21 protein-coding genes are annotated in these 25,129 nt (G+C 62.1%); 13 read left to right on the plus strand and 8 right to left on the minus strand.

What is annotated here, in order from left to right:
- Nucleotides 1-138: 138 nt before the first annotated feature.
- The 3 genes from ACQZ2L_RS02510 to ACQZ2L_RS02520 all read left to right on the plus strand — a co-directional run bounded on the left by ACQZ2L_RS02510 (nucleotide 139) and on the right by ACQZ2L_RS02520 (nucleotide 3,394).
- On the plus strand, nucleotides 139-1,131 hold the full coding sequence (locus ACQZ2L_RS02510) for an AraC family transcriptional regulator (RefSeq protein ID WP_430324591.1): 993 nt from the start codon (nucleotides 139-141) through the stop codon (nucleotides 1,129-1,131).
- A 116-nt stretch (nucleotides 1,132-1,247) separates the two neighbouring features.
- On the plus strand, nucleotides 1,248-2,288 hold the full coding sequence (locus tag ACQZ2L_RS02515; protein WP_430324592.1) for a histone deacetylase family protein: 1,041 nt from the start codon (nucleotides 1,248-1,250) through the stop codon (nucleotides 2,286-2,288).
- Between the two features lie 2 nt (nucleotides 2,289-2,290).
- Nucleotides 2,291-3,394 carry a polyamine ABC transporter substrate-binding protein gene (locus ACQZ2L_RS02520; protein ID WP_430324593.1) on the plus strand — a complete coding sequence of 368 codons (1,104 nt, stop codon included), beginning with the start codon at nucleotides 2,291-2,293 and terminating at the stop codon, nucleotides 3,392-3,394.
- Between the two features lie 58 nt (nucleotides 3,395-3,452).
- Here ACQZ2L_RS02520 and ACQZ2L_RS02525 read toward each other — a convergent pair whose 3' ends face one another.
- Nucleotides 3,453-4,979 (minus strand): PLP-dependent aminotransferase family protein, encoded by a 1,527-nt coding sequence (locus ACQZ2L_RS02525; RefSeq protein ID WP_430324594.1) that lies wholly within the window; start codon nucleotides 4,977-4,979, stop codon nucleotides 3,453-3,455.
- A gap of 89 nt (nucleotides 4,980-5,068) precedes the next feature.
- Between ACQZ2L_RS02525 and ACQZ2L_RS02530 the strand changes: the two genes are divergently transcribed.
- From ACQZ2L_RS02530 to ACQZ2L_RS02540, 3 genes are read left to right on the plus strand one after another with little or no spacing between them, the layout of a single operon-like run.
- Nucleotides 5,069-5,698 carry an FMN-binding negative transcriptional regulator gene (locus ACQZ2L_RS02530; RefSeq protein WP_430324595.1) on the plus strand — a complete coding sequence of 210 codons (630 nt, stop codon included), beginning with the start codon at nucleotides 5,069-5,071 and terminating at the stop codon, nucleotides 5,696-5,698.
- 11 nt (nucleotides 5,699-5,709) lie between these two features.
- Nucleotides 5,710-6,156 (plus strand): N-acetyltransferase family protein, encoded by a 447-nt coding sequence (locus ACQZ2L_RS02535; RefSeq protein ID WP_430324596.1) that lies wholly within the window; start codon nucleotides 5,710-5,712, stop codon nucleotides 6,154-6,156.
- A 14-nt stretch (nucleotides 6,157-6,170) separates the two neighbouring features.
- Nucleotides 6,171-6,845, plus strand: coding sequence for a GNAT family N-acetyltransferase (locus tag ACQZ2L_RS02540; protein ID WP_430324597.1), 675 nt, complete (start codon nucleotides 6,171-6,173; stop codon nucleotides 6,843-6,845).
- 1 nt (nucleotide 6,846) lies between these two features.
- Here the strand turns inward: ACQZ2L_RS02540 and ACQZ2L_RS02545 are convergent, their stop codons facing one another.
- The gene (locus ACQZ2L_RS02545) at nucleotides 6,847-7,746 is read right to left on the minus strand and encodes a homocysteine S-methyltransferase family protein (protein ID WP_430324598.1); all 900 of its coding nucleotides are present in this window, start codon (nucleotides 7,744-7,746) and stop codon (nucleotides 6,847-6,849) included.
- Nucleotides 7,747-7,853: 107 nt separating this feature from the next.
- Between ACQZ2L_RS02545 and ACQZ2L_RS02550 the strand changes: the two genes are divergently transcribed.
- On the plus strand, nucleotides 7,854-8,672 hold the full coding sequence (locus tag ACQZ2L_RS02550; RefSeq protein WP_430324599.1) for an ABC transporter substrate-binding protein: 819 nt from the start codon (nucleotides 7,854-7,856) through the stop codon (nucleotides 8,670-8,672).
- Complete coding sequence (locus tag ACQZ2L_RS02555) at nucleotides 8,669-9,487, plus strand: amino acid ABC transporter permease (RefSeq protein WP_430324600.1); 819 nt, start codon at nucleotides 8,669-8,671, stop codon at nucleotides 9,485-9,487. Before ACQZ2L_RS02550 ends, ACQZ2L_RS02555 begins: the two co-directional genes overlap by 4 nt.
- A 192-nt stretch (nucleotides 9,488-9,679) precedes the next feature.
- Here ACQZ2L_RS02555 and oadA read toward each other — a convergent pair whose 3' ends face one another.
- Nucleotides 9,680-11,488 (minus strand): sodium-extruding oxaloacetate decarboxylase subunit alpha, encoded by a 1,809-nt coding sequence (gene oadA / locus ACQZ2L_RS02560; protein WP_101322828.1) that lies wholly within the window; start codon nucleotides 11,486-11,488, stop codon nucleotides 9,680-9,682.
- Nucleotides 11,489-11,499: 11 nt separating this feature from the next.
- Complete coding sequence (locus ACQZ2L_RS02565) at nucleotides 11,500-12,915, minus strand: acetyl-CoA carboxylase biotin carboxylase subunit (protein WP_101322827.1); 1,416 nt, start codon at nucleotides 12,913-12,915, stop codon at nucleotides 11,500-11,502.
- A gap of 201 nt (nucleotides 12,916-13,116) precedes the next feature.
- On the opposite strand from ACQZ2L_RS02565, the gene ACQZ2L_RS02570 reads away from it, so the two are divergent.
- Complete coding sequence (locus ACQZ2L_RS02570; protein ID WP_181003831.1) at nucleotides 13,117-14,064, plus strand: LysR family transcriptional regulator; 948 nt, start codon at nucleotides 13,117-13,119, stop codon at nucleotides 14,062-14,064.
- On the opposite strand, the gene ACQZ2L_RS02575 is transcribed toward ACQZ2L_RS02570, so the two are convergent.
- Together ACQZ2L_RS02575 and hexR are read right to left on the minus strand one after the other, a co-directional pair.
- Nucleotides 14,006-14,224, minus strand: a complete 219-nt coding sequence (locus ACQZ2L_RS02575; protein WP_101322825.1) for a PA3496 family putative envelope integrity protein — start codon at nucleotides 14,222-14,224, stop codon at nucleotides 14,006-14,008. The genes ACQZ2L_RS02570 and ACQZ2L_RS02575 overlap by 59 nt on opposite strands.
- Nucleotides 14,225-14,308: 84 nt before the next feature.
- Nucleotides 14,309-15,175, minus strand: coding sequence for a transcriptional regulator HexR (gene hexR / locus ACQZ2L_RS02580; RefSeq protein ID WP_101322824.1), 867 nt, complete (start codon nucleotides 15,173-15,175; stop codon nucleotides 14,309-14,311).
- A gap of 104 nt (nucleotides 15,176-15,279) precedes the next feature.
- On the opposite strand from hexR, the gene zwf reads away from it, so the two are divergent.
- Nucleotides 15,280-16,722, plus strand: coding sequence for a glucose-6-phosphate dehydrogenase (gene zwf / locus ACQZ2L_RS02585; RefSeq protein WP_430324601.1), 1,443 nt, complete (start codon nucleotides 15,280-15,282; stop codon nucleotides 16,720-16,722).
- On the opposite strand, the gene ACQZ2L_RS02590 is transcribed toward zwf, so the two are convergent.
- Complete coding sequence (locus ACQZ2L_RS02590) at nucleotides 16,719-19,070, minus strand: putative bifunctional diguanylate cyclase/phosphodiesterase (protein WP_430324602.1); 2,352 nt, start codon at nucleotides 19,068-19,070, stop codon at nucleotides 16,719-16,721. The two genes, zwf and ACQZ2L_RS02590, sit on opposite strands and share 4 nt — an antisense overlap.
- A gap of 200 nt (nucleotides 19,071-19,270) precedes the next feature.
- On the opposite strand from ACQZ2L_RS02590, the gene uvrD reads away from it, so the two are divergent.
- The 3 genes from uvrD to ACQZ2L_RS02605 all read left to right on the plus strand — a co-directional run bounded on the left by uvrD (nucleotide 19,271) and on the right by ACQZ2L_RS02605 (nucleotide 22,963).
- Nucleotides 19,271-21,454, plus strand: a complete 2,184-nt coding sequence (uvrD, locus tag ACQZ2L_RS02595; RefSeq protein ID WP_103435517.1) for a DNA helicase II — start codon at nucleotides 19,271-19,273, stop codon at nucleotides 21,452-21,454.
- A gap of 134 nt (nucleotides 21,455-21,588) precedes the next feature.
- Nucleotides 21,589-22,443, plus strand: coding sequence for a Tim44 domain-containing protein (locus ACQZ2L_RS02600; protein WP_430324603.1), 855 nt, complete (start codon nucleotides 21,589-21,591; stop codon nucleotides 22,441-22,443).
- A gap of 112 nt (nucleotides 22,444-22,555) precedes the next feature.
- Nucleotides 22,556-22,963: an SMI1/KNR4 family protein gene (locus ACQZ2L_RS02605; protein ID WP_101322819.1), complete on the plus strand. Its 408-nt coding sequence runs from the start codon at nucleotides 22,556-22,558 to the stop codon at nucleotides 22,961-22,963.
- 51 nt (nucleotides 22,964-23,014) lie between these two features.
- Here ACQZ2L_RS02605 and ACQZ2L_RS02610 read toward each other — a convergent pair whose 3' ends face one another.
- Nucleotides 23,015-24,775: a cation:proton antiporter gene (locus ACQZ2L_RS02610; protein WP_430324604.1), complete on the minus strand. Its 1,761-nt coding sequence runs from the start codon at nucleotides 24,773-24,775 to the stop codon at nucleotides 23,015-23,017.
- Between the last annotated feature and the right edge of the window lie 354 nt (nucleotides 24,776-25,129).

Genomic DNA, 25,129 nt, shown 5'->3' on the forward strand with positions numbered 1-25,129 from the left:
ACCTCTCGACCTTTCAAGGGCCCGAGCGCATGCATCGGGCCCTTTTTTTATCTGCGCTTTACCGCCGCGGGGTATCAGCCCAGCGGTGCGGCACACAACTTGCTCGTTAATCCCTCCCAAGCCACGGGATAGACGAGCATGCTGCACAGCCACCTGACCACCCTCAATGCCGTTTCGCTGATCCTCAAGGTTTTTCAGGAAGAGCATAACGACGCCTCGAGCCTGCTGGCCGGCAGCGGCATTGGCCCGGCCGACCTTGGCCATGCCGATGCGCGCATCACCACCCAACAGGAATTGCAGGTGTGCGCCAACGCCGTGGCCCGGCGCGAGGAGATCGGCCTGGAGCTGGGCCGGCGCATGCATGTGTCGTGCTACGGCATGCTCGGTTACGCCTTGCTCTCCAGTGCCACTTTGGGTGACGCCCTGCGCCTGGCGCTGCGCTACCCCGCGCTGTTGGGCACCGTGTTCAGCCTGCGCCTGATTGAAGATGGCCAGCGGGTGTGGCTGAGTGCCAGTGACTATTCCGACAGCCCAGCCTTGGCCAGCTTCAATGCCGAATTCTGCCTGGTGTCCCTCAAGACCATCTGCGAAGACTTGCTCGGCCAGCGGCTGCCGTTGCTGGCGGCCCGCTTTGCTCAGCCAGCGCCTGCCTATCACGGGCTTTATGCCGAAACCTTCGACTGTCCGCTGGGCTTTACCGCCCGTGACAACGCTTTCGCCTTCGAGCGACGCTGGCTGGACACGCCGCTGCCGCTGGCCGACCCGATTACCCACAAGGCCATGAGTGAGCGCTGTCGCCAGCTGAACCTGGAGTTCACCGGGCGCCAGGCCTGGCTGGGGCGGATTCGCCAGTTGCTGCTGCAGCAACTGGATGCAGCACCTGGGCTGGAAGGCCTGGCACGCCAGATGAACTGTTCCTCGCGGACCCTGCGCCGGCACCTGCAGTTGCTGGGCAGCAGCTACCAGCAGATCCTCGACAGCCTGCGTTTCGAGCGTGCCAAGCAATTGCTCGCCGAGGACCAGATGCCCATTTACCGAATCGCCGAAACCCTCGGCTTCAGCGAGACGGCGAGTTTCCGCCATGCCTTTCAACGCTGGAGCGGTGTAGCGCCGAGCCACTTTCGCGGTTAGCCCAGAGTGGCCAGCGAGCTTGGCCACATTGATCCCCTTTTGGCCATGCCTGCCGTTCTCCCTCAGCTGCGTGCCGCCGACAATGGCGCACGCCAGTTACTTCGGAGAACAACAAAATGCTGACGATTTATTCCGATGACCACCGCCTGCACCACGGCCGTTGCGAGCTGATCGACGGGCAGCTGATGCCCTGCTTCGAGATGCCTTCGCGCGCCGATCACGTGCTTGATCGGGTCAAGGCGCGCAATCTTGGCCCGGTACAGGCGCCTCGCGACTTTGGCCGCGCACCATTGCAGCGCATCCACAGCGCCGACTACCTGAATTTCTTCGAAGGCGCCTGGGCGCGCTGGGCAGCGCTGGGCCACGACGGCGACCTGCTGCCGTTCACCTGGCCAGCGCGCACTCTGCGCCAGGTCAAACCAACCGGGCTGCATGGCGAGCTGGGTTACTACAGCTTCGATGCCGGTGCACCGATCACCGCCGGCACCTGGCAGGCCGCCTACAGCGCTGCGCAGGTCGCCCTCACCGCCCAGAACGCTATCCAGCAAGGCGCCCACGCTGCCTTTGCGCTGTGCCGACCACCGGGCCACCATGCCGCCAGCGAAGTCATGGGCGGCTACTGCTACCTGAACAACGCCGCCATCGCTGCGCAGGCATTCCTCGACCAGGGACACAAGAAAGTGGCGATCCTCGATGTCGACTACCACCACGGCAACGGCACTCAGGACATCTTCTACCAACGAGATGATGTGTTCTTCGCTTCTATTCATGGCGACCCGCAGGACGAATTCCCGTTCTTCCTCGGTTATGCCGACGAACTCGGCGAAGGCCCCGGCGAGGGCTGCAACATCAACTACCCGCTACCTGCCGGCAGCGACTGGGCGGCGTGGAAGCAGGCGCTGGTGGCGGCCTGCGAGCGCATCGTCAGCTATGCACCGGATGTGCTGGTGATTTCGCTGGGCGTCGATACCTTCAAGGATGACCCGATTTCGCAGTTCAAACTCGATAGCCCCGACTACCTGGAGATGGGTGAGCACATCGCGCGCCTGGGCAAGCCGACCTTGTTCGTGATGGAAGGTGGCTACGCTGTGGAAGAAATCGGCATCAACGCAGTCAACGTGCTGGAAGGTTTCCAGCGTGCCCAGCCAGGAGCCTGACCATGATCACCCTAAAGCACATGCTTGCCCCGCTGCTCGCCGTTGGCCTGCTCAGCAGTGCCATCCAGGCCCAGGCCGAACAGCGCACGTTGCGCGTATACAACTGGTTCGACTACATCACCCCACAGACCCTGACTGACTTCCAAAAAGACAGCCAGGTCAAACTGATCTACGACATCTTCGACACCAACGAAGCGCTTGAAGCCAAGCTGCTGACCGGCAACTCCGGCTATGACGTCGTGGTACCGTCCAACGTGTTCCTGGCCAAGCAGATCGAGGCCGGCGTGTTCCAACCGCTGGACCGCAGCAAACTGCCCACCTGGCAGCACCTTGACCCGGCCCTGATGAAGCTGATCGAAGCCAATGACCCCGGCAACAAGTACGCGGTGCCCTACATGTATGGCACCGTGCTGATCGGCTTCAACCCAGCCAAGGTCAAGGCAGCGCTGGGCGACAACGCGCCAGTGGACAGCTGGGACCTGATCTTCAAGGAAGAAAACCTGGCCAAGCTCAAGCAGTGCGGCGTGGCCGTGCTCGACTCGCCGTCGGAGGTGCTGCCGCTGGCGCTGAAGTACCTGGGCCTGGACCCGAACAGCAACAAGGCCGAGGACTACAAGAAGGCCGAAGCGTTGCTGCTGAAGATTCGCCCGTATATCACCTACTTCCACTCCTCGAAGTACATGGCAGACATCGCCAATGGCGATATCTGCGTCGCGGTCGGCTATTCCGGCAGCTTCTCCCAAGCCGCCAACCGTGCCCGCGAAGCCAACAATGGCGTAGTCGTGGATATGCGCCTGCCCAAAGAAGGCGCGCCGATCTGGTTCGACATGCTGGCGATTCCGAAGAATGCCGCCAACGCCGAGGACGCGCATGTGTTCATCAACTATCTGCTGCGCCCAGAAGTGATCGCGCCTATCAGCGACTTTGTCGGATACCCCAATCCCAACAAGGACGCTACCGAGAAAGTCAGCGCGGCGATTCGCAACAACCCCAACCTGTACCCGACGGCTGAGGCGATGCAAACGCTGTACACCCTCAAACCCTTGGCCCGCGACGCCGAGCGAGCCCGGACCCGCGCCTGGACCCGGATCAAGTCCGGTACCTGATAGCGTTCTGGCCCTCACGCCGCTCCTACAGGGCCAGCGCGCACTCTCTAGCGGGCTTCTAGCGCCATGCCTTGCGCAGGCGCATCACGGCGTCTGCAATCTGCGCTTCCGGGACTGCGGCAAAGCCGAGCACCAGGCCTGCGCGCTTGTCCACAGGCTCATCGCTGTCGTCCAGCCAATAGCCGCTGAGCGGATTCACCTCAACCCCCGCCGCCTCCGCCAATGCCACCAGCTCCTGCTCTCGAGCAAAGTTATCCACAGGCACCATGACGTGTAGCCCCGCTGCCACTTCCGGCATCGCACCCAAGCCCGTAACGGTGGTCGGCCAACCGGCCTTGAGTACATTGCGCCGGCTCAGTGCCGCCCGCCGCATGCGCCGGATATGGCGCTGGAAGTGCCCCAACGCCATGAACTGCGCCATCACCGACTGCGTACCTACCTCGGAATGACGCACCGCCAGTGCCCGCGCCTGGCTGAAGGGCTCAACCAAACGCTGGGGCAATACCAGGTACCCCAGCCGCAAAGCCGGGAAGGCAATTTTGCCGAAAGTGCCTACGTACAGCACCCGCCCCTGCTGATCCAGTGCAGCCAACGGCGCCAGCGGTGCGCCGCTGTAGCGGTACTCGCCGTCGTAGTCGTCCTCGATGATCCAACCGTCGCTGCGCTCGGCCCAGGCCAGCAGTTGCAGGCGGCGGGCGAGGCTCATGGTGATGCCGGTGGGGTACTGGTGAGCCGGGGTAACGTAAGCCACGCGGCAGTCCTGTATCTGCTCGAGCCTGGCGCAATCCAGGCCCTCGGCATCCACTGGTACACCCTTGACCTGACCACCCGCTACGGCAAAGGCATGCCCTGCTGCCCGATAGCCCGGGTTTTCCACAGCCACGGCCTGCCCAGGCTGCACCAGCAGCTGTGCACAAAGGGTTATGGCCTCCTGTGCACCACTGGTGATCACTATTTGCCCAGCCGTGCAGCTGATGCCCCTGGATTGGCGCAGGTAAGCGGCGATCAGTTCGCGCAGCTGCGGCTCACCGGCTGGGTCGCCATACCCAAGCCGGGCTGGATCGGGATTACGCCAGAAACCCGCATGCAGCTTGGCCCAGACGTCGAACGGGAACAGATCGAACGCGGGCACGCCGACCCGAAAGGCCCGAGGTGGGCCGCTGCGGGGCGCGGGCAGATGATGATTTTTCAGACGATCCAGCGGCACGCTGGAAGACGCATTGCTGGATAAATCCTCAGTGCTTTTATCCACAAATGTGGATAACCCTGTTGATAACCCAGGGTATAACCCTGTGGATACTTCTGTGGACAGTTTTGGCAGGCGGCTGACATAGGTGCCATCGCCTACCCGGCTTTCAATGTAGCCCTCGGCGTACAACTGGTCGTAGGCGCGCACCACGCTGTTCCGCGATAGCGCCAGCACCTTGGCCAGATCGCGGCTGGCCGGGAGCCGGGTGCCACTGCTCAGGCGCCCATCCAGCACCCTTGCACGCAACGCCTGGTACAACTGCAGGCTTAGCCCGCGGCGGCGGTCGAGCACAATCCCGGCCGGGTCGAATGGCAGTGCAAGTGGCTGATGACGCATGGCATTGGACCTATGAAAACAGTCATTAATGGCTCTTAACCTGAGCCAATAGCCTGCCTAGGATAGAGCCATTGCACAAGGATCCTGCCATGTACAACAGCAAACCCCATCAAGAGCATGATCTGCAGCGCCTGCACCAACAGATGCTGGAAACCCGCCTGGCGGTACTCATCACCCACGGCGAACAGGGTTTGCTGGCCAGCCATATCCCGGTACTGATCGACACCGGCCAAGGCGAGTACGGCACGGTCTATGGCCACCTGGCCCGGGCCAACCGCCAGTGGCAGGAGTTGCAACAAGGCAGCGAGGCACTGCTGGTGTTTGCCGGTGCCGATGCTTATGTCAGCCCGAGCTTCTATCCAAGCAAAGCCGCCACGCACAAGGTCGTGCCGACCTGGAACTACCTGGCCGTGCATGCCTACGGCAGCGCCGAAGTGATCGAGGATGGCGCCGCCCTGCTCGACATCGTCAGCCGCCTGACCGACCGCCACGAACAGAGCCGTGACACGCCCTGGCAGGTCAGCGATGCGCCAAGCGACTACATCGAAGGCATGCTGCGCGCCATCGTCGGTTTTCGCTTGCCGATCACACGCCTGCAGGGCGCACGCAAGCTCAGCCAGAACCGCTCCGCCGAAGATGTCGCAGGCGTGCGCGACGGCCTGGCCAGCAGCAGCGACCCGCAAGACAACCAACTCGCCGCGCAGATGCGGCCACTGTGAAGGACTCGCCCATGTCAGTCGTAACTATCCGCGCCGTCACCGCCGACGACCACGCTGCCTGGCTGCCACTGTGGCAGGCCTATCTGCGCTTTTATGAAACCGAGCTGGCCGACGAAGTCAGTGCGGTAACCTGGCAGCGCCAGCTCGATCCGCAGCAGCCTACCCACTCGGCGCTGGCCTGGGTCGATGGCAAGGCGGTGGGCATGGTCAACTGGATCTATCATCGTACCAACTGGAGCGTCAGCGACGCCTGCTACCTGCAGGACCTCTACGTCGACGGCAGCCAGCGCGGCCTGGGTATCGGCCGCCAGCTGATCGAGCATGTGCACACTACCGCCAAGGCCATCGGCTGCTGCAAGGTCTACTGGATGACCCACGAAACCAATGCCACCGCCATCAAGCTGTACGAACAGGTGGCCGAACGCCCAGGCTTTATCCAATTCCGGCAAACGCTGTAAGACAGGAGCCGTAGATGAGTCAGCCAAGTAACTGGAAGCCCGCGACAGCTCCGCAAGCCGAGCCGATCGAGGGCCGCTTCATCCGCCTGGAAAAGCTCGACCCGGCGCGCCACGGCGATGATCTGTGGGAGGTGCTGCAGGGCCCCGAGGCAGATCCGACGCTGTGGGATTACCTGCCTTACGGCCCGTTCAGCGAGCGCGCCAGCTTTGATCGCTGGCTCGACGCCAACGCGGCCTGCCGCGACCCGCTGTTCTACAGTGTCATCGACCGCGCCAGCGGCCAGGTACAGGGCATTCTCAGCCTGATGTCGATCGTGCCAGACCACGGCCGTATCGAGATCGGCCACATCGCCTTTGGGGGCGCGATGCAGCGCACGCCCAAAGGCAGCGAGGCGGTGTACCTGCTCGGCAAGCTGGGTTTTGCCCTGGGCAACCGCCGCCTGGAATGGAAATGCAACAACGCCAATGCCCGCTCCAAGCGCGCGGCGGAGCGTTTCGGCTTTGTCTTTGAGGGGGTATTCCGCCAGCACATGGTGATCAAGGGCCAGAACCGCGACACGGCCTGGTACTCGATCACCGATGACGAATGGCCCACTGTTGCGGCGGGCTTCGAGCGTTGGCTGAGCGCCGACAACCAGCGCCCAGAAGGTCAAGCGCAGACGCTGGAAGCCTGTCGCAACCCGAGCTGAATCAGCTCAGGTTATTTTTCAGCTCGGCGATATGCTCCGGACCGATGCCGCAGCAACCGCCGAGCAGGCTTGCACCGCGCTGACGCCAGTCCTGCGCCCAGCTCAGGTAGCCCGGCGGGTCGAGGTCGTCGCGCAGCTCGTCGAGGCCGTCGTTGGCGGTGGCATCCTTGGGCTGCGGCGGGAAGGCGTTGGCGTAGGCACCGATGGCGATATCAGCGCCGAGGCGCTCGAACACCGCACGGGCGGCGTCGATGGCGGCGCCGATCACTTCTGGCTGGCTGCAGTTGAACAGCAGCGCGCCCACGCCCAGCTCCGCGACCGCTTCGGCGGCCTGGGTCACGCTCTCACCGGAACGCAGGGTCGGCACGTCACCGACATCCTCGTCCTGCAGCGTGAACGACACCCACAGCGGCTTGCCGTCGGCCGGCAGCTGCCGGGCAATCGACTGCACTTCGATGATCGCGCTCTGCGTTTCCGCCAGCCACAGGTCGACATACGGCGCGAGGCCGACCACCAGCGGCAACAGCACTTCGCTGACGCGCTCCGGCTCGTACAAGTCCGGGCGATACGAGCCGAACAGCGGCGGCAACGAACCCGCCACCTTCACCGCACGCTCGCTGGCATCGGCAGCCGTGCGCGCCAGCTGACCAGCGGTAGCGGCCAAGGCAAAGCCTTCATTGGCGAAGCGCTCTTCACCAATGTGGAACGGCACCACCGCATAGCTGTTGCTGGTGATCACCCCGGCACCCGCCTCGATGTAGGCAGTGTGCACAGCGATGACTGCCTCTGGCGCCTCGCTCAAGGCCAGGGCAGACCACTCTGGCTGGCGGAACGGCGCGCCGCGGCGCTGCAGCTCCCGACCCATACCGCCATCAAGAATTTCCAACGCTCGCTCGGCCATATAACTTCCGCTTATATTGATATGAATAATATTCACTAGTGATGTAAAACTTATAACTATTAAATATCCATCAGCGTTTTTTTAACAACCTTTTTGCAGGTGTCCTTATGCGTTTACCTTCCTTGCTTTGCGCAGGCCTGCTGGCCTTCAGCGCTACTTCTGCCTTTGCCGGTGCCACCTTGGACCGCGTCGAATCGCGCAAGGAAGTCGTCAACGTATTGATGGAGAGCTATCCGCCGTTCTCCTTCTTGAATGATCAGAACCAGCTCGACGGCTTCGACGTCGACGTGGCCAAAGCGGTCGCGCAGAAGCTTGGCGTCAAACTGCGCCTGGAAACGCCGTCCTGGGACGTGATCGCTGCGGGCCGCTGGAGCGGTCGCTATGACCTGTGCATCTGCTCGATGACGCCGAGCAAGGCCCGCGCCCAGGTGTTCGACTTCCCGGTTGAATACTACGCCTCGCCGGCGGTGATCGTGGTCAATGCCAAGGACGATCGCATTCACTCAGCCAAGGACCTCGATGGCCGCAAGGTCGGCCTGACCAGCGCCTCCAGTTACGAGAGCTACCTGAACAAGAACCTGGTGATCGAGGGCGCCGAAGAGCAGAAACTCGAGTACCCGTTCGAGTTCGTCCAGATTGCCCCGTACGACACCGACAACGTCGCTTTCCAGGACCTTGGCCTGGGTGCCGGCGTACGCCTGGATGCGATCCTCACCAACCTGGTAACTGCGCAACCGCGTCTGAATCAGGACAAGCGCTTCAAGCTGGCCGGCGCGCCGCTGTATGAAGAGCCCAACTCGGTGGCCATCGAAAAAGGCGACCCGGAGTGGGATGCCAAGGTGCGTCAGGTGTTTGCCGAGCTGAAAGCCGATGGCACGCTGGCCAAGCTGTCACAGAAATGGATCGGCGCTGACATCAGTAAATGAGTGCTCATCAACCTGCTCCAAAGCCTGTAGGCAATACCGCCCTGCGCGTGTTCGGCTTTCGCACCCGGCTGTACCTGACGTGGCTGGTGTTGCTGCTGCTGTTTGTCGGCTTCTTTCTCAGCTTTGATCTGAATTTCGCGATCATCGTCGACAAGTTTCCGAATCTGGCAGGCTTCAAGCTGGGGCCTAACGGCTTCCTGCAGGGCGCGGCGCTGACGTTGTTCCTGTGCCTGTGCTCGATGCTGGTATCGGTGCTGTTGGGCTTTGCTGCAGCGCTGGCACGGCTGTCTCCGAGTGCGGTGCTGTTTGGCGTGGCCAGCTTCTACACGTCGTTCTTCCGCGGCACGCCGTTGCTGATCCAGATTCTGCTGATCTACCTCGGCCTGCCGCAGTTGGGGCTGGTGCCGGGGGCGATTGCTGCGGGGATCATCGCCCTGTCGCTGAACTATGGTGCTTACCTGAGCGAGATCTTCCGCGCCGGCATCATCGGCGTAGCGCTCGGCCAGCGCCAGGCGGCACTCGCTTTGGGTATGCGTCCGGCAGCGATCTTCTGGCATATCACCTTGCCGCAGGCGATGCGCACGATCATCCCGCCGAGCGCCAACCAGTTCATCTCGATGCTCAAGGACTCGTCGCTGATTTCGGTGATGGGGGTTTGGGAAGTGATGTTTCTTGCGCAGTCGTATGGGCGTTCCAGCTACCGGTACCTGGAGATGCTGACGACGGCGGCGGTGATCTATTGGGTGTTGTCGATCATGCTGGAGCTGGTGCAGGCGCGGCTGGAGCGGTATTTCGGCAAGGGGTATCAGCGCTGAGATTGCCGGGGCTGCTCCGCAGCCCTTTCGCGACACAAGGCCGCTCCTACAGGGGTACGCGGTGCCTGTGTAGGAGCGGCCTTGTATCGCGAAAGGGGCGCAAAGCGCCCCCGGCAATCCCAAGCCACACACAAAAAAAGGGGAGCTATTCGCTCCCCAATGAGGTTAACCGCGTGTAGATGAGGCCGTTACTCAGCCCTCGATCTCAATCAGAATCTCGCCCGGAGTCACCCGGTCGCCCTTGGCCACATGAATGGCCACGACCTTGCCAGCAATAGGCGCCTGCACTTCGGTCTCCATCTTCATCGCCTCGGTGATCAGCACCGCCTGGCCGGCCTTGACCACATCACCTTCCTTGACCAGCACATCGACGATGTTGCCCGGCATGCTGGTGCTGACATGGCCCGGCCCGCTGGCCTGCTTGCGCTTGCTGCCGCCACCGCCAACGAAGTCGTTGAGCGGCTCGAACACCACTTCCTCCGGCATGCCGTCGATCGACAGGTAGAAGTGACGCTTGCCCTCGGCCTTGACGCCGACACCGGTGATGTCCACACGGTAGGTCTCGCCGTGCACGTCGATGACGAACTCGGTCGGCACGCCTTCGCCGCCAGGAGCAGCCACTGCGCCAGCCTCAGGGATCGGCAGGAGCACTTCAGGGGTCAGGGTGCCGGCCGCGCGCTCTTCAAGGAACTTGCGCCCGATGTCCGGGAACATGGCAAAGGTCAGTACGTCTTCTTCGCTCTGCGCCAGGGCACCGATGTCGGCACGCAGCTTGGTCATCTCGGGCTTGAGCAGGTCGGCCGGGCGTACGTCGATGACTTCTTCGCTACCGATGGCCTGACGGCGCAGCTGTTCGTTGACCACGCCCGGAGCCTTGCCGTAGCCGCCCTGCAGGTACAGTTTGACCTCGTTGGTGATGGTCTTGTAGCGCTCGCCGGCGAGCACGTTGAAGAACGCCTGAGTACCGACGATCTGCGAGGTCGGGGTCACCAGCGGTGGGAAGCCGAGGTCTTCACGAACCCGCGGGATCTCTGCCAGCACTTCGTTCATGCGGTTGAGGGCGCCCTGCTCCTTGAGCTGGTTGGCCAGGTTGGAAATCATCCCGCCAGGGACCTGGTTGACCTGCACACGGGTGTCGACCGCGGTGAATTCACTCTCGAACTGGTGGTACTTCTTGCGCACGGCATAGAAGTACAAGCCGATTTCCTGCAGCAGTTGCAGGTCCAGGCCAGTGTCGAACTCGCTGCCCTTGAGCGCAGCGACCATCGACTCGGTACCCGGATGGCTGGTGCCCCAGGCGAAGCTGGAGATCGCCGTGTCGATATGGTCGGCGCCGTTTTCCACAGCCTTGAGCTGGCACATCGCGGCCAGGCCAGCGGTGTCATGGGAGTGGATGAATACCGGCAGCGACTGCTCGGCCTTGAGCGCCTTGACCAGCTCGCCAGTGGCGAACGGCGTCAGCAGGCCGGCCATGTCCTTGATCGCGACCGAGTCGCAACCCATGGCTTCCATCTGCTTGGCCTGGGCCACGAAGGCGTCGATGGTGTGCACCGGGCTGACGGTGTAGGCAATGGTGCCCTGGGCGTGCTTGCCGGCAGCCTTGACCGCTTCGATTGCCACACGCAGGTTACGCACGTCGTTCATGGCGTCGAAGATACGGAACACGTCGATGCCGTTGACCGCGGCCTTGGCCACGAAGGCCTTGACCACGTCATCGCTGTAATGGCGATAGCCGAGCAGGTTCTGCCCGCGCAGGAGCATTTGCAGACGCGTGTTGGGCAAGGCCGCACGCAGCTGGCGCAGGCGCTCCCACGGGTCTTCCTTGAGGAAGCGCACGCAGGCGTCGAAGGTTGCGCCGCCCCACACTTCCAGCGACCAGTAGCCGACCTTGTCGAGCTTTTCGCAGATCGGCAGCATGTCTTCGGTACGCATGCGTGTGGCCAGCAGGGACTGGTGGGCGTCGCGCAGGATTGTGTCGGTTACGTGGATTTTCTTGGACATTGTTGTATTCCTCACAGGCCTGCGTGGGCGGCGATGGCGGCGGCGATGGCCAGGGCCAGCTCTTCGGGTTTGCGCTTGATCGAGTAGTTGGTCAGTTCAGGGTGGCTTTCAACGAAGCTGGTATTGAACTGGCCACTACGGAATTCCGGGTTACGCAGGATTTCCTGGTAGTACGCGGCGGTGGTCTTGACCCCCTGCAGGCGCATGTCGTCCAGGGCGCGCAGGCCGCGGTCCATGGCTTCTTCCCAGGTCAGTGCCCAGACCACCAGCTTCAGGCACATCGAGTCGTAGTACGGCGGGATGGTGTAGCCGGTGTAGATCGCCGTATCGGTACGCACGCCCGGGCCGCCCGGGGCGTAGTAACGGGTGATCTTGCCAAAGCTTGGCAGGAAGTTGTTTTTCGGGTCTTCGGCGTTGATGCGGAACTGCAACGCGTAGCCGCGGTGCTGGATGTCTTCCTGCTTGACCGACAGCGGCAGGCCAGAGGCGATGCGGATCTGCTCGCGGACCACATCGATACCGGTGATTTCTTCGGTGATGGTGTGTTCGACCTGGACCCGGGTGTTCATCTCCATGAAGTACACCTCGCCATCGGCGAGCAGAAACTCCACGGTACCGGCGTTCTCGTAGTCGACCGCCTTGGCCGCGCGCACCGCCAGATCGCCGATGTAGGCGCGTTGCTCCGGGGTCAGCTGCGGGCTGGGGGCGATTTCGATGAGCTTCTGGTTGCGGCGCTGGATCGAGCAGTCACGCTCGAACAGGTGCACCACATTGCCAAAGCTGTCGCCGAGGATCTGCGCCTCGATGTGCTTGGGGTTGACGATGCACTTTTCCAGGAACACTTCAGCCGAGCCAAAGGCCTTGGTGGCTTCGGAGATTACCCGGGGAAATGCCTGCTCGAGCTCTTCGCGGCTGTTGCAGCGGCGGATACCACGACCGCCACCACCGGAGGTTGCCTTGAGCATCACAGGATAGCCAATGCGCTCACCTTCGTTGAGCGCCTCGTGGATATCCGCCACGTTACCCTCGGTGCCGGGGGTAACCGGGACACCGGCCTGGATCATGGTCCGGCGCGCTTCGGTCTTGTCGCCCATGCGCCGAATGACATCCGCCGACGGGCCGATGAACTTGATCCCACGCTCGGCGCAGATCTCCGCCAGCTCAGCGTTCTCCGAGAGGAAACCGTAGCCAGGATGCAAGGCATCACAGCCGGTCTCGACCGCCAGGTTGACCAGCTTGCGCGGGTTCAGGTAGCCAGCCAGTGGCTCGGCACCGATGCTGTGGGCCTCATCTGCGCGCTTGACGTGCAAGGCATGGCGGTCGGCGTCGGAATAGATCGCCACCGAACGAATGCCCATTTCAGCGCAGGCACGCACGATCCGAACTGCAATCTCACCCCGGTTGGCGATCAGGATTTTTTTTATCACTGGATTCTTCCCAAAGCCGTTGGAACATACGAGCCGGTTCTACCGCTCGGCGTGGCCAGACGCTGCTGGCCAGTCGCACATTCACCCTAGCGCCAGCGAACGATAAACAAAAATCAATATTTGTTAGGGGCAGCATTAGCAAAAGCTTATAGTTCGGTAACAAGGTTTTGCCAAACGGTGGAATAAATGCGTAAGTCATTGATGCGTATGACATTGCGTCAGCTGCAGATCTTCAATGAGGTGTGCGATTTGCGCTCTTACAGCCGCGCTGCCGAAGAGATGTCGTTGACGCAACCCGCCGTAAGTCTACAGATCCGCCAGCTGGAAGAACTGGTTGGCCAGCCACTGTTCGAGTATGTCGGCAAGAAGCTGTACCTGACCGAAGCCGCCGAGGCGTTGCAGCGCGCCAGCCGCGACATCTTCGGTCGCCTGGAGAACCTCGACATGCAACTGTCGGACATGCAGGGCTCGCTGCAAGGGCAGCTGAAGCTGGCCGTCGAATCCAGTGCCAAGTACTTCGTGCCGCACTTGTTCGCGGCCTTCAAGGAGCGTCACCCCGAGGTCAACCTGACCCTCACCGTGGTCAACCGGGCGCAGGTGATCCGGCGCCTGTCGGATAACCGCGACGACTTGATCATCATGTCGATGGTGCCGCAGGACATGGGCCTAGAGTTTCTGCCGTTTCTGAACAACCCGATTGTTGCCGTGGCGCCGCCGGATCACCCTTTGTGCAAGCTCGACACGCTGCGCCTGCAAGACCTCGAGCCGCATACCCTGCTGATCCGCGAACAGGGCTCGGGCACGCGTAAGGCCTGTGAAGAATACTTCAAGGACAAGCGCGTGCACTTCACCCAGACCCTCGAGGTGGCCTCGGCAGAAGCGCAGCGCGAGTGTGTCAGTGCCGGCCTCGGCATTGCCCTGCTGACCCGCCACGCGCTGCGCCTGGAACTCGCCACCGGCAGGCTCAAGGAGCTGCCAGTGGAAGAGCTGCCGCTGTACCGCAGCTGGTGTGTAGTGCAGGCCAAAGCCAAGCGCCAGTCGCCGGTGGCCCTGGCGTTTCTGGCGTTCATCCGCAGCGAACGTGCGTTGATCAGTGGGCTTGTGGAGCGTTTTTCGGCGACGCCCCCGGCAGTACCTGCCACACCGTGATATCCCTCAATTCGGAATAATCAGCGATTTCGCGCAGCAGTTGCCGTTGCTCGGAGTAGCTTTCGATCGCCCGGCGAAATTCCATCCGGCGCTGATCTTTCTGCTGTTGTTTGCGCGCTTTGGCGTTGGGTTGAAACGAGCCATCGAAGTCACGAGTCATGCCTGTCTCCCTGAGCGATTACGGGGAGCTTCAGACTGACCGGGCTGGTTTACCGTGAGGTGACAGCCCGATTAACTTTTATGGTCAGTCGTCCATGGCCTTGATCGACTTGGGCGACAGGCGCAGGCTGCGCAAGCTGCGCTTGACGCTCTTGAGGTGGTTGACCAGGCTCGGCCCGCGCGCCATGGCCACGCCCATGGCCAGCACGTCGATCACCACCAGGTGGGCAATACGCGAGGTCAGCGGGGTGTAGATCTCGGTGTCTTCGTGCACGTCGATGGCCAGATTGACTGTGGATAACTCGGCCAGCGGTGTCTGGCTTGGGCACAGGGTGATCAGGTTGGCGCCGCTCTCACGGACCAGATTGGCCGTGATCAGCAAGTCCTTGGAGCGCCCCGACTGCGAGATGCACACCGCCACGTCACCGGGCTTGAGGGTTACCGCCGACATCGCCTGCATGTGCGGGTCGGAATACGCCGCCGCGCTGAGCAGCAGGCGGAAGAACTTGTGCTGGGCGTCGGCTGCGACCGCGCCAGATGCACCAAAGCCGTAGAACTCGACCCGCTGGGCCTGGGCCATGGCCGCTACAGCACGCTGCAAGGCCTCCGGATCGAGCTGCTCGCGCACCTCCATCAGGGTATGCAGGGTGGTGTCGAAGATCTTCAGGCTGTAGTCGGCAACCGAGTCGTCTTCGTGGATCGCGAACTGGCCAAAGCTTGCGCCAGCAGCCAGGCTCTGCGCCAGTTTCAGCTTCAGATCCTGAAACCCTGAACAGCCAATCGCCCGGCAAAACCTCACGATGGTCGGCTCGCTGATACCGACGTTGTGGGCAAGGTCGGCCATCGAGCTGTGCATGACGGCAGCGGGGTCCAGCAGCACATGGTCGGCTACTTTCAGTTCCGATTTACGCAGCAAGTGGCGCGATTGGGCGATATGGTGCAACAGATTCACGGGCTGGACTCGGTTATGATCGACTGGCCGGGGATGTAGCTTTCTTGTAGTTATACTACATGACCGGCAAAGCGCCCAGTTAAACGAACGTGGAGAGTGGTGGCTTGACGATTCCTTGCGACATTCTGGTCTTTGGCGGCACCGGTGATCTGGCCCTGCACAAACTGCTGCCGGCGCTCTATCACCTGTACCGCGAGGCGCGCCTGCACAATGCCGTACGGATCATCGCGCTGGCGCGGCGCAACCTGCACCGCGACGACTTCCTCAAGCTCGCCGAACGCCACTGCAGGGTGCAGATCGCCCGCAACGACTTCGATGAAGAGGTGTGGCGGCGCTTCTGCGCGCGGCTCGACTACTTCGCCATGGACGCCTCGCAAAGCGCCGACTTCGGCCGCCTGGCACGCTACCTGGGCGAGCCTGGCGGGCTGACCCGAGTGTTCTATCTGGCCACCGCGCCGCACCTGTTCGTGCCGATCGCCACGCACCTGCGCATCGCCGGCCTGGCCGATCACGAAGCGCGCATCGTCCTGGAAAAACCCATCGGTCATTCACTGCAGTCGGCCACTGCGATCAACCAGGCCATCGGTGAAGTGTTCGCCGAATCGCAGGTGTTTCGCATCGATCACTATCTGGGCAAAGAGACCGTGCAGAACCTGATGGCGCTGCGTTTTGCCAATGCCCTGCTGGAGCCGGTGTGGCGTAACGGCCAGGTCGATCATGTGCAGATCAGCGTGTGCGAAACCCTCGGTGTCGAGAGCCGCGGCGGCTACTACGACCGAGCCGGGGCTACCCGCGACATGCTGCAGAACCACCTGCTGCAGCTGCTCTGCCTGGTCGCCATGGAGCCGCCGGCGCAGTTCGAGGCCGAGGCCGTACGCGACGAGAAGGTGAAGATTCTGCGCGCGCTCAAGCCCATCAGCGGCCAGGACGTGCAGGACAAGACCGTGCGCGGCCAGTACAGCGCAGGGCGTATCGGCGGGCAGGAAGTGCCGGCCTACTACTTCGAGAAAGACGTCGACAACGACAGCGATACCGAGACCTTTGTCGCCGTTCAGACGCAGATCGATAACTGGCGCTGGGCCGGTGTGCCGTTCTATCTACGCACCGGCAAACGCATGGCGCGGCGCTCGTCGCAGATCGTCATCCAGTTCAAGCCGGTGCCGCACGAGCTGTTCAGCGGCGGTCAGGTTAATCAGTTGTTGATCCAGCTCCAGCCCGATGAGCGCATCAGCCTGCGCATGATGACCAAGACCCCGGGCAAAGGCATGCGTCTGGAGCCGGTCGAGCTGAACCTCAACCTGGCCCAGGCGTTCGGCCAGACCCGCCGCTGGGAGGCCTACGAGCGCTTGTTGCTGGATGTGCTCGACGGCGACTCGACGCTGTTCATGCGCCGCGACGAGGTCGAAGCCGCGTGGGCCTGGATCGACCCGATCCTGCAGGGCTGGGAAGAGCACTTCCAGGCGCCGCGGCCCTACCATGCCGGCAGTAATGGGCCAGAGCTGGCCAACAGCTTGCTCAGCCGCCACGGCAGGCACTGGTACAGCTAGTCCCTGCTCAGCAACCCTATAAAGGCTGCCGCATCCACCGGTTTGCTGATCAGATAGCCTTGCGCCTCATCGCAACCCTGGGCTTTGAGCACGTCAAGTTGCTCCTGGGTCTCGACACCCTCGGCCACAACTTTCAAGCCAAGGCTATTGGCCATGACAATGATCGCGCGGGTGATCGCAGCGTCCTGACTGCCCTCGCGCAACCCGCTGATGAAGGTCTGATCGATCTTCACGTAGTCCACCGGCAAGCGCTTCAGATAACTCAGCGATGAATAGCCTGTGCCGAAGTCATCGATCGCCAGTTTGACTCCCAGCGCGTGCAGCTGCTCGAAGATGGCGATGATGTGCTCGACGCTGTCCAGCAGCTGGCTCTCGGTCAGCTCGAGTTCCAGCTGTTCAGGCGCGAGCCCGGTTTCTTCCAGTACCTGACGCACCAGGCTGACCAGCTTGCCCTGGCGCAGCTGATAGACCGACAGGTTGACCGAGACGCGAACCTGCACGCCCTCACGCAGCCACTGGCACGCCTGCCGGCAGGCCTGACGCAGAACGAACTCGCCCATCGGCGCGATCAACCCGGTTTCTTCGGCAAGGCCAATGAACTCGCTGGGCGGGACCATCCCCAGTTGCGGATGCTGCCAACGCACCAAGGCCTCGGCCGCATGCAGCTTGCCGCTGCGCAGGCACAGTTTGGGTTGGTAGTAGACGCACAGCTGCCCTTCATCGATTGCCTTGCGCAGCTGAATCTCCAGCTGCAAACGCTCCAGCGTGCTGGCGCGCAGGCTCTCGGTGTAGAACTGGAAGTTGTCACCACCCAGGTGCTTGGCGTGACGCTTGGCCATGTCCGCCTGGCTGATCAGGGTATTGCCGTCGAACGCAGCATCAGACAACAGGCTGATGCCCACCGAGGCGCTGACCACCACCTCATGATCATCCTGGCGCAGCGGCACGCGCAGCTTGTCGAGCAAGCGCGTGGTCACTCGGACCAGGCTGGACAAGTTGCTGTAGCCATCGAACAGCACGGCAAACTCATCGCCCGACAGGCGCGCGACGGTGTCGGCTTCGGGCACGGCATTGGCGATCCGCTGAGCGATCTTTTTCAACAACTGATCGGCCAGCTCGTGGCCAAGGCTTTCATTGAGCAATTTGAAGCGATCAAGGTCGATGTGCAGCAAGGCCAGGCTGCGCCCGTTCAGCCGCGCGCGCTGGCCGGCCTCATGCACGCGCAAGCGGAACAGCGCGCGGTTGGCCAGGCCAGTCAGCTCATCATAGTGAGCGAGGTAGCGCAGCCGCTCTTCAGACGCACGCCGCGCCGACAGATCGGTGAAAAAGCCGACAATGTTGCTGAGCCTGCCAGACGCTCCACGCACGGCTGTGAGTTGCAGCCATTGCGGATACAACTCGCCATTGCGCCGGGCTTCGACCAGCTCGCCCTGCCACTGGCCGTGCTGGGCCAGGGCATGCTCCATGGACTGCTGATAACGCCGAGCGTCGCTGCTGCAGGGCAGCTCGAGCAACTGGCGGGCGAGCAGCTCGGCAATGGAGTAGCCGGTCATCTGGCAGTAAGCCTGGTTGACGGCAAGCAAGGTGAAGTCGGCCGTGAGCACGACGATACCGTCGTTGCAGGCTTCAAATACCGACGACGCCAGGCGTTGCTGCTCTTCAAGCGCCTTTTGCGCGTAAATGCGCTGCAGGTCTTCATTCAGCGCCTGATTCTGAAAGCGCCGTAACAAGCTGCGATCGACCAAGCGATGGACCTGCCAGGCCACCACCATCAGCGCCCCCAGCAGAATCAGCCCCAACCAACCCCAGCCGCGTTGCTGGCCGGCGTCGAAGTAGAACAGGAAGGCAATCGGCGGCAGCAGGCAGGGCAAGGCGAAACTGAGAAACGCCGGCAGGCTGACGGCATAGGCGACGCTGGCAGACAACGCCGCCACCCCGAGCAAGCCAAAGACCCAGGCCTGCTGGATGAAGTTGGCCACCGGCACCAGGGCAATCGCTGCGCAGGCCAGGGTCAGGCCACTGAACGCCGAGCCCAGCAGAAACATCCGCCGCCAGCTCAGGCTGGCCTGCCGCTGGGTCGGTGCGGCGTCGAACGCGGTCACCTGCACCAGCCGCAGCCCGGCAATCGCCAGCAACCAGATCAGCCAGGCGCCCAGCAGCAGATAGCGACCAGGGCTCCACAACAGCCACGCGCAAAGCAGGCCGTTGAACAGCATCAATAAAGTGGGCAGGAGCGAGCCTTGATACAGCAGCCGGGTGCGCTCGATGGACAGCTGAGTGGCAAATTGCCTGCGCACATTCCTCGACACCTGCGGCAATACGCCGACCGCCGTGCAATCCTGAGTCATGTCATTTTCTTGTTATTGGCTGGCGACAAAAAGTTGCCCGGATCTTACACAAGCGAACGCCCAGGCCAAACTGCTCTGTGTCATCCAGTGCTGTTACCGGCGTAACGACATCACAGAATCGATGAACGGCGGGCGCTCGAGGTGAATATTTATACAGTAGAGATTTGCCCCCTCCCCCCACAGCAACCTAGAATGGCCGGATGCGCACAGACGACCTCTCCCTCCTGCTGAATTCCCTCAACGATGCCCAACGCCAGGCCGTAGCGGCCAAGGTCGGGCGTCAACTGGTGCTTGCTGGCGCCGGTTCCGGTAAAACCCGCGTGCTGGTGCACCGTATCGCCTGGTTGATCCAGGTCGAACAGGCCTCGCCGCACTCGATCCTGTCGGTGACCTTCACCAACAAGGCTGCCGCCGAAATGCGCCAGCGGATCGAGCAGCTGATGGGGATCAGCCCCGCCGGCATGTGGGTGGGCACCTTCCACGGCCTGGCTCACCGCCTGTTGCGGGCACACTGGCAGGAAGCCAAGCTGGCGCAGAACTTCCAGATTCTCGACAGCGATGACCAGCAGCGCCTGGTCAAACGGGTGATGCGCGAGCTGGGCCTGGATGAACAGCGCTGGCCGGTGCGCCAGGCTCAGTGGTTCATCAACGGGCAGAAAGATGAAGGCCTGCGCCCGCAGCACATTCAAGCGGGCGGCGACCTGTTCCTGGCGACCATGCGCAGCGTCTACGAAGCTTACGAGCAAGCTTGCGAACGCGCCGGCGTGATTGACTTCTCCGAACTGCTGTTGCGTGCGCTGGACCTGTGGCGCGACAACCCGGGCCTGCTTGAGCACTACCAGCGGCGCTTCCGCCACCTGTTGGTGGATGAGTTCCAGGACACCAACGCCGTGCAGTACGCCTGGTTGCGCCTGCTGGCCAAGGGCGGCGACAGCCTGATGGCGGTGGGCGACGACGACCAGTCGATCTACGGCTGGCGCGGTGCCAAGATCGAAAACATCCATCAGTACACCGAAGACTTCCCCGACGCCGAGATGATCCGCCTGGAGCAGAATTACCGCTCCACGGGTGGCATCCTCAAGGCCGCCAACGCCCTGATCGCCAACAACACCGACCGTCTCGGCAAAGAGCTGTGGACCGATGTCGGTGAAGGCGAGCCACTGACCTTGTACGCCGCCTACAACGAGCACGACGAGGCACGTTATGTAGTCGAGTCGATCGAGAGCGTGATCAAGCAGGGCCATGCGCGCAGCGACATCGCCATCCTCTATCGCTCCAACGCCCAGTCGCGGGTGCTTGAAGAGGCCCTGCTGCGCGAACGCATCCCTTACCGGATCTACGGCGGCCAACGCTTCTTCGAACGTGCCGAAATCAAGAACGCCATGGCCTACCTACGCCTGCTCGAAGGCCGTGGCAACGACGCTGCGCTGGAGCGGGTGATCAACGTGCCCCCGCGTGGCATAGGCGAAAAAACCGTCGAAGCGATCCGCGACCACGCTCGCCACGCGCAGCTGTCGATGTGGGAAGCGATGTGCCAGCTGATCGCCGCCAAAGGCCTCAAAGGCCGCGCCGCGAGCGCGCTGGGTGCCTTTATCGAGTTGATCGAAGGGCTGGCGGCAAAAGCCGTCGAAATGCCACTGCACGTCATGACCCAGACCGTCATCGAGCAGTCCGGGCTGATCATCTATCACCAGGAAGAAAAGGGTGAAAAGGGCCAGGCACGGGTAGAAAACCTTGAGGAACTGGTCAGCGCTGCGCGCAACTTCGAAAGCAGCGACGAAGACGCCGACCTGTCGCCGCTGTCGGCCTTCCTCGGCCACGCCTCGCTGGAAGCCGGTGAGTCGCAGGCGGATGAACACGAAGACAGCGTGCAATTGATGACCCTGCACAGCGCCAAGGGCCTGGAATTCCCCTACGTGTTCCTGGTCGGCCTGGAAGAAGGCCTGTTCCCGCACAAGATGAGCCTGGAAGAACCCGGTCGCCTGGCCGAAGAGCGGCGCCTGGCGTATGTCGGCATCACCCGGGCCATGCGCCAGCTGTTCATGACCTACGCCGAGACGCGTCGTCTATATGGCAGCGAGACCTACAACAAGGTCTCGCGCTTCGTCCGCGAAATCCCGGCTGGTCTGGTGCAGGAAGTGCGCCTGTCGAACTCGGTCAGCCGCCCGTTCGGCGGCTCGCAGGCGCCGGCCAGCAGCATCTTCGCCAATGCCAACATCCCGCAGACCTCGTTCAACCTTGGCCAGCGCGTGCAGCATTCGGTATTTGGTGAAGGCGTGATCCTCAACTTCGAGGGCTCTGGCGCCCAGGCACGGGTGCAGGTGAATTTCGCCGAGGGCAGCAAATGGCTGATGCTCGGTTACGCCAAGCTCGAGGCCATCTGAGCCAACGCGGATGCCTGAGCGGTTGCTGAATGACCGTTCAGGCAAAAGCTCGAAACATTATGCTGCTGGTCATGTCTGCTACAACATGTGCAACATGACGCGCGTGCAATCCACAATTAGGGGATATCCCACTTATGCAACGTTTTCTTAGCATCGCCCTGGCGCTGTGCCTCGGCCTGACGCTGAGCCTGGACGCTAACGCCAAACGCTTCGGCGGCGGCAAGAGCTCGGGCGCCGCGCCTATGCACCAGACTCGCCAGGCTACGCCAAACACTCCAGCTGCCGCACCAAATGCTGCAGGTCGTGCGCCGGCCGCCGCCAGCGGTGCTTCGCGCTGGTTGGGCCCACTCGCCGGCCTCGCCGCCGGTGGTCTGCTGGCCTCCATGTTCATGGGTGACGGTTTCCAGGGCATGCAGATCATGGACTTCCTGATCATGGGCCTGATTGCCTTCCTGGTGTTCCGCTTCATCGCTGCGCGTCGCCGCAAGCAACAACCACAAGTTGCTGCTGCCGGCCATGCACCGTTCCAGCGTGAGGCGTACAACCAGCAAGCAGCGCAGCCGTCTATCTTCGGTGGTTCTGCCGCACCTGTTGCCGCCGCACCTGCGATCAACGCGCCAGCCTGGTTCAACGAGCAAAGCTTCCTGAATGCCGCGCGCAGCCACTTCCAAACGCTGCAGCAGCACTGGGACGCCAACGAGATGGACAAGATCTCCGAGTTCGTGACCCCACAACTGCTTGAGTTCCTCAAGCGCGAGCGCGCTGATCTGGGTGATGGCTTCCAGTCCACCTACATCGACAACCTCGAAGTGCAGTTGGACGGTGTCGAAGATCGCGCCGACAAGACCATCGCCACCCTGACCTTCAGCGGTCTGTCGAAAACCTCGCGTTTCGACCAGGGCGAGGCGTTCAGCGAAAGCTGGCACATGGAGCGCGCCCAAGGCGACAACCAGCCTTGGCTGGTCGCCGGTATCCGCCAGAACGGCTGATCCAGGCTCGCTGCATAAAAAACCCCGGGCTTGCCCGGGGTTTTTGCTTTTGCCAGAGCGCCCTACTAGGGTATAACCCGCAGCGTTGTCATCAAGCGAGAGGATGTGAACCGTGGAAGAAGTGATCGAACAACTGCGTGAAGCCAATGAGCCGGTGCCGGTGCCCCTGGAGCTTCCTGACGAGGATCAGTTGGTCGAAGTCGAGGAGCAGCTGTTCATCAATATTCCGTTCGTGTTCAAGGAATATCTGCTGACAGTCAGCGATGTGATTTACGGCAGCCTGGAGCCGGTCACCGTCACCGACCCACAGTCACACACCTATCTGCCGGAAGTTGCTGCCAACGCCTGGGATGCCGGCGTGCCACGCGAGCTGATCCCGATCTGCCAGGACGGCGAGAACTACTACTGCGTCGAAGAAGACGGCACCGTGGTGCTGTGGTCGGGCGAAGAAGAGCTGGTTACCGAAGAAAGCTGGGAATCGGTCTGGCACTGGGCGCGCGACGTCTGGCTGGAAAGCTGATCCGCGCTCAACGCAATCGCGGTGCACTCTGCACCGCGATTGCGTTGAATGTCAGTGGGCTTGATCGCGGTTGTTTTCCAGCGTTTCGAGCAGAGCGATCTGCATCCGCGTGTGCACGCGGATGAACCAGCGCCACAGCACCGCGACCACCACCGCAGCCACCACCACGATCACCAGCAGCAGTTCGTTGGTCGGCAAGATGCTCGCGGACAACGCCGACAGCAGCAGGAAGATCACCAGCAGTGACAGCAACGGGATAACCTCGGCGATCACCCGCCGGACCCGCTGCGTATGCCGCCCGGCCATCTCCGGCTTGACCCCCATCTCCGCCAACAGCATCGACAGCGCCTTGAGCTTGCGGTATGCCGCAATCAGGAACGGCAGCGACAGCAACAACGCCGCACCCCAGATCAGCGCCTTCTGCTGGCTGACATCGCCCAGCCACTCGCTCAGCCACAGGCCGATCCGCTCGGCAAAGTAGCCACCGGTAAAGAAGATCGCGATCACCAGCGCCAGGTTGACCCCAACCTGCAGCAGGATGCGCCGGATCATCGCCGCGAGCATGGCACCCTCACCTTGTGGCTGAATGCTGCGCAGCCATTCGCCATACAGCGACAGCACCCGTGACAGCCGGCTGGGCATGATCTGACCGAGCTTGATCGACAGCGGGTCAGCCGCCCGAATCAGATATGGCGTGAGCAAGGTGGTAATCGCCGAGACCGCCACCGCCACCGGATAGAGGAAGTCACTGGTGACCTGTAAGGTCATGCCCAGCGCGGCGATGATGAACGAGAACTCGCCAATCTGCGACAGGCCCATGCCCACCCGCAGCGAGGTACGGCCATCGTTGCCGGCAATGAACGCGCCCATGCCGCACGAGAGCATCTTGCCCAGTACCACGGCGAAGGTGATCACCACGATTGGCCAGGCGTAGTCGACCAGCACCTGCGGGTCGATCATCAGGCCGATGGCCACGAAGAAGATCGCGCTGAACATGTCGCGTACCGGTTCGATCAGACGCTCGATCTTCAGCAGTTGCCGCGACTCGGCCATGATCGCGCCGATCAGGAATGCACCGAGGACCATGCTGTACTCAAGCTTGACCACCAGCAGGCAGAAGCCGAAGCACAGCCCCAGCACGGTGATCAGGAGCATCTCGTTGCTTTCGAATTTGGCCACGTAGGCCAGCAGCCGCGGCACCAGCAGAATGCCGATAACCAACGCCACGATCATGAACAGCGACAGCTTGCCGACTGTCGAGAAAACTTCGCCAGAGCTGACCGAGCCGCTGACGGCGATACCCGAGAGCAAGGCGATGATGCCGATACCGAGGATGTCCTCGACGATCAGCACGCCGAAGATCAACTGCGCGAAGCGCTCGTTCTTCATCTTCAGGTCATTGAGGGCTTTGACGATGATGGTGGTCGAGGAAATCGCCAGGATCGCGCCGAGGAACAGCGAGTCCATGGTGTTCCAGCCGAACCAGCGGCCGATTTCGAAACCGATCCAGATCATCAGGACGATTTCCATGAACGCCGCGATAAATGCCGTGGCCCCTACCTTGAACAGCTTGCGCAGGCTGAACTCAAGGCCCAGGCAGAACATCAGGAAGATCACCCCAAGCTCGGCCAGGGTCTTGATCGTGTCTTCGTCGTGAATAAGGCCAAATGGCGGGGTGTGCGGGCCGATGATAAAGCCGGCAACGATGTAACCCAGGACCACCGGTTGTTTCAACCGATGAAAGACGATGGTGACCACGCCCGCCACCAACATGATTACGGCAAGATCCTGGATGAAGCTTATGGCATGCATGGCGTGCTACTCCTTGTTCACGGTGCCAGAGCAGACCGCTCCTCCGCTGAGGCGAACCTGAGCGGGCAGCAAGTACATACTGTGATTAAAGCGGGGAAAGCCCATGTTGCATGGGCTGACTCAGGTTACCATCGCGCCCGGACGCAAAACGTCTGCGCAATATGCAGAAACAGATCGGTTGATGTGCTGCTGCACGTTTTGTGATGCGAGCTATGACCGCTGCCCGCTTGTGGTGCACAACACTGCTGACGGCCCATGCGCGTGACGACGGAGCGCTCTGCGGCGTCCCGTATCTAGATCGGAAATTTCAACAGGGGTACCAAGAAGTGTCTGCAGATACCGGCCCCGATTCAG

The organism is Pseudomonas shirazensis (genome assembly GCF_050496565.1).
GTDB classification, from domain to species: Bacteria; Pseudomonadota; Gammaproteobacteria; order Pseudomonadales; family Pseudomonadaceae; genus Aquipseudomonas; species Aquipseudomonas shirazensis_A.

Excerpts from the sequence above, each read along its gene's own strand:
- ACQZ2L_RS02610 (WP_430324604.1), bottom strand. The coding sequence starts at position 24,775 with ATGCATGCCATAAGCTTCATCCAGGATCTTGCCGTAATCATGTTGGTG.
- ACQZ2L_RS02525 (WP_430324594.1), bottom strand. The coding sequence starts at position 4,979 with ATGCGTCATCAGCCACTTGCACTGCCATTCGACCCGGCCGGGATTGTG.
- ACQZ2L_RS02515 (WP_430324592.1), top strand. The coding sequence starts at position 1,248 with ATGCTGACGATTTATTCCGATGACCACCGCCTGCACCACGGCCGTTGC.
- ACQZ2L_RS02555 (WP_430324600.1), top strand. The coding sequence starts at position 8,669 with ATGAGTGCTCATCAACCTGCTCCAAAGCCTGTAGGCAATACCGCCCTG.
- ACQZ2L_RS02570 (WP_181003831.1), top strand. The coding sequence starts at position 13,117 with ATGCGTATGACATTGCGTCAGCTGCAGATCTTCAATGAGGTGTGCGAT.
- ACQZ2L_RS02520 (WP_430324593.1), top strand. The coding sequence starts at position 2,291 with ATGATCACCCTAAAGCACATGCTTGCCCCGCTGCTCGCCGTTGGCCTG.
- ACQZ2L_RS02530 (WP_430324595.1), top strand. The coding sequence starts at position 5,069 with ATGTACAACAGCAAACCCCATCAAGAGCATGATCTGCAGCGCCTGCAC.
- ACQZ2L_RS02590 (WP_430324602.1), bottom strand. The coding sequence starts at position 19,070 with ATGACTCAGGATTGCACGGCGGTCGGCGTATTGCCGCAGGTGTCGAGG.
- ACQZ2L_RS02575 (WP_101322825.1), bottom strand. The coding sequence starts at position 14,224 with ATGACTCGTGACTTCGATGGCTCGTTTCAACCCAACGCCAAAGCGCGC.
- oadA (WP_101322828.1), bottom strand. The coding sequence starts at position 11,488 with ATGTCCAAGAAAATCCACGTAACCGACACAATCCTGCGCGACGCCCAC.
- uvrD (WP_103435517.1), top strand. The coding sequence starts at position 19,271 with ATGCGCACAGACGACCTCTCCCTCCTGCTGAATTCCCTCAACGATGCC.
- ACQZ2L_RS02600 (WP_430324603.1), top strand. The coding sequence starts at position 21,589 with ATGCAACGTTTTCTTAGCATCGCCCTGGCGCTGTGCCTCGGCCTGACG.
- ACQZ2L_RS02510 (WP_430324591.1), top strand. The coding sequence starts at position 139 with ATGCTGCACAGCCACCTGACCACCCTCAATGCCGTTTCGCTGATCCTC.
- ACQZ2L_RS02545 (WP_430324598.1), bottom strand. The coding sequence starts at position 7,746 with ATGGCCGAGCGAGCGTTGGAAATTCTTGATGGCGGTATGGGTCGGGAG.
- ACQZ2L_RS02535 (WP_430324596.1), top strand. The coding sequence starts at position 5,710 with ATGTCAGTCGTAACTATCCGCGCCGTCACCGCCGACGACCACGCTGCC.
- ACQZ2L_RS02550 (WP_430324599.1), top strand. The coding sequence starts at position 7,854 with ATGCGTTTACCTTCCTTGCTTTGCGCAGGCCTGCTGGCCTTCAGCGCT.
- ACQZ2L_RS02540 (WP_430324597.1), top strand. The coding sequence starts at position 6,171 with ATGAGTCAGCCAAGTAACTGGAAGCCCGCGACAGCTCCGCAAGCCGAG.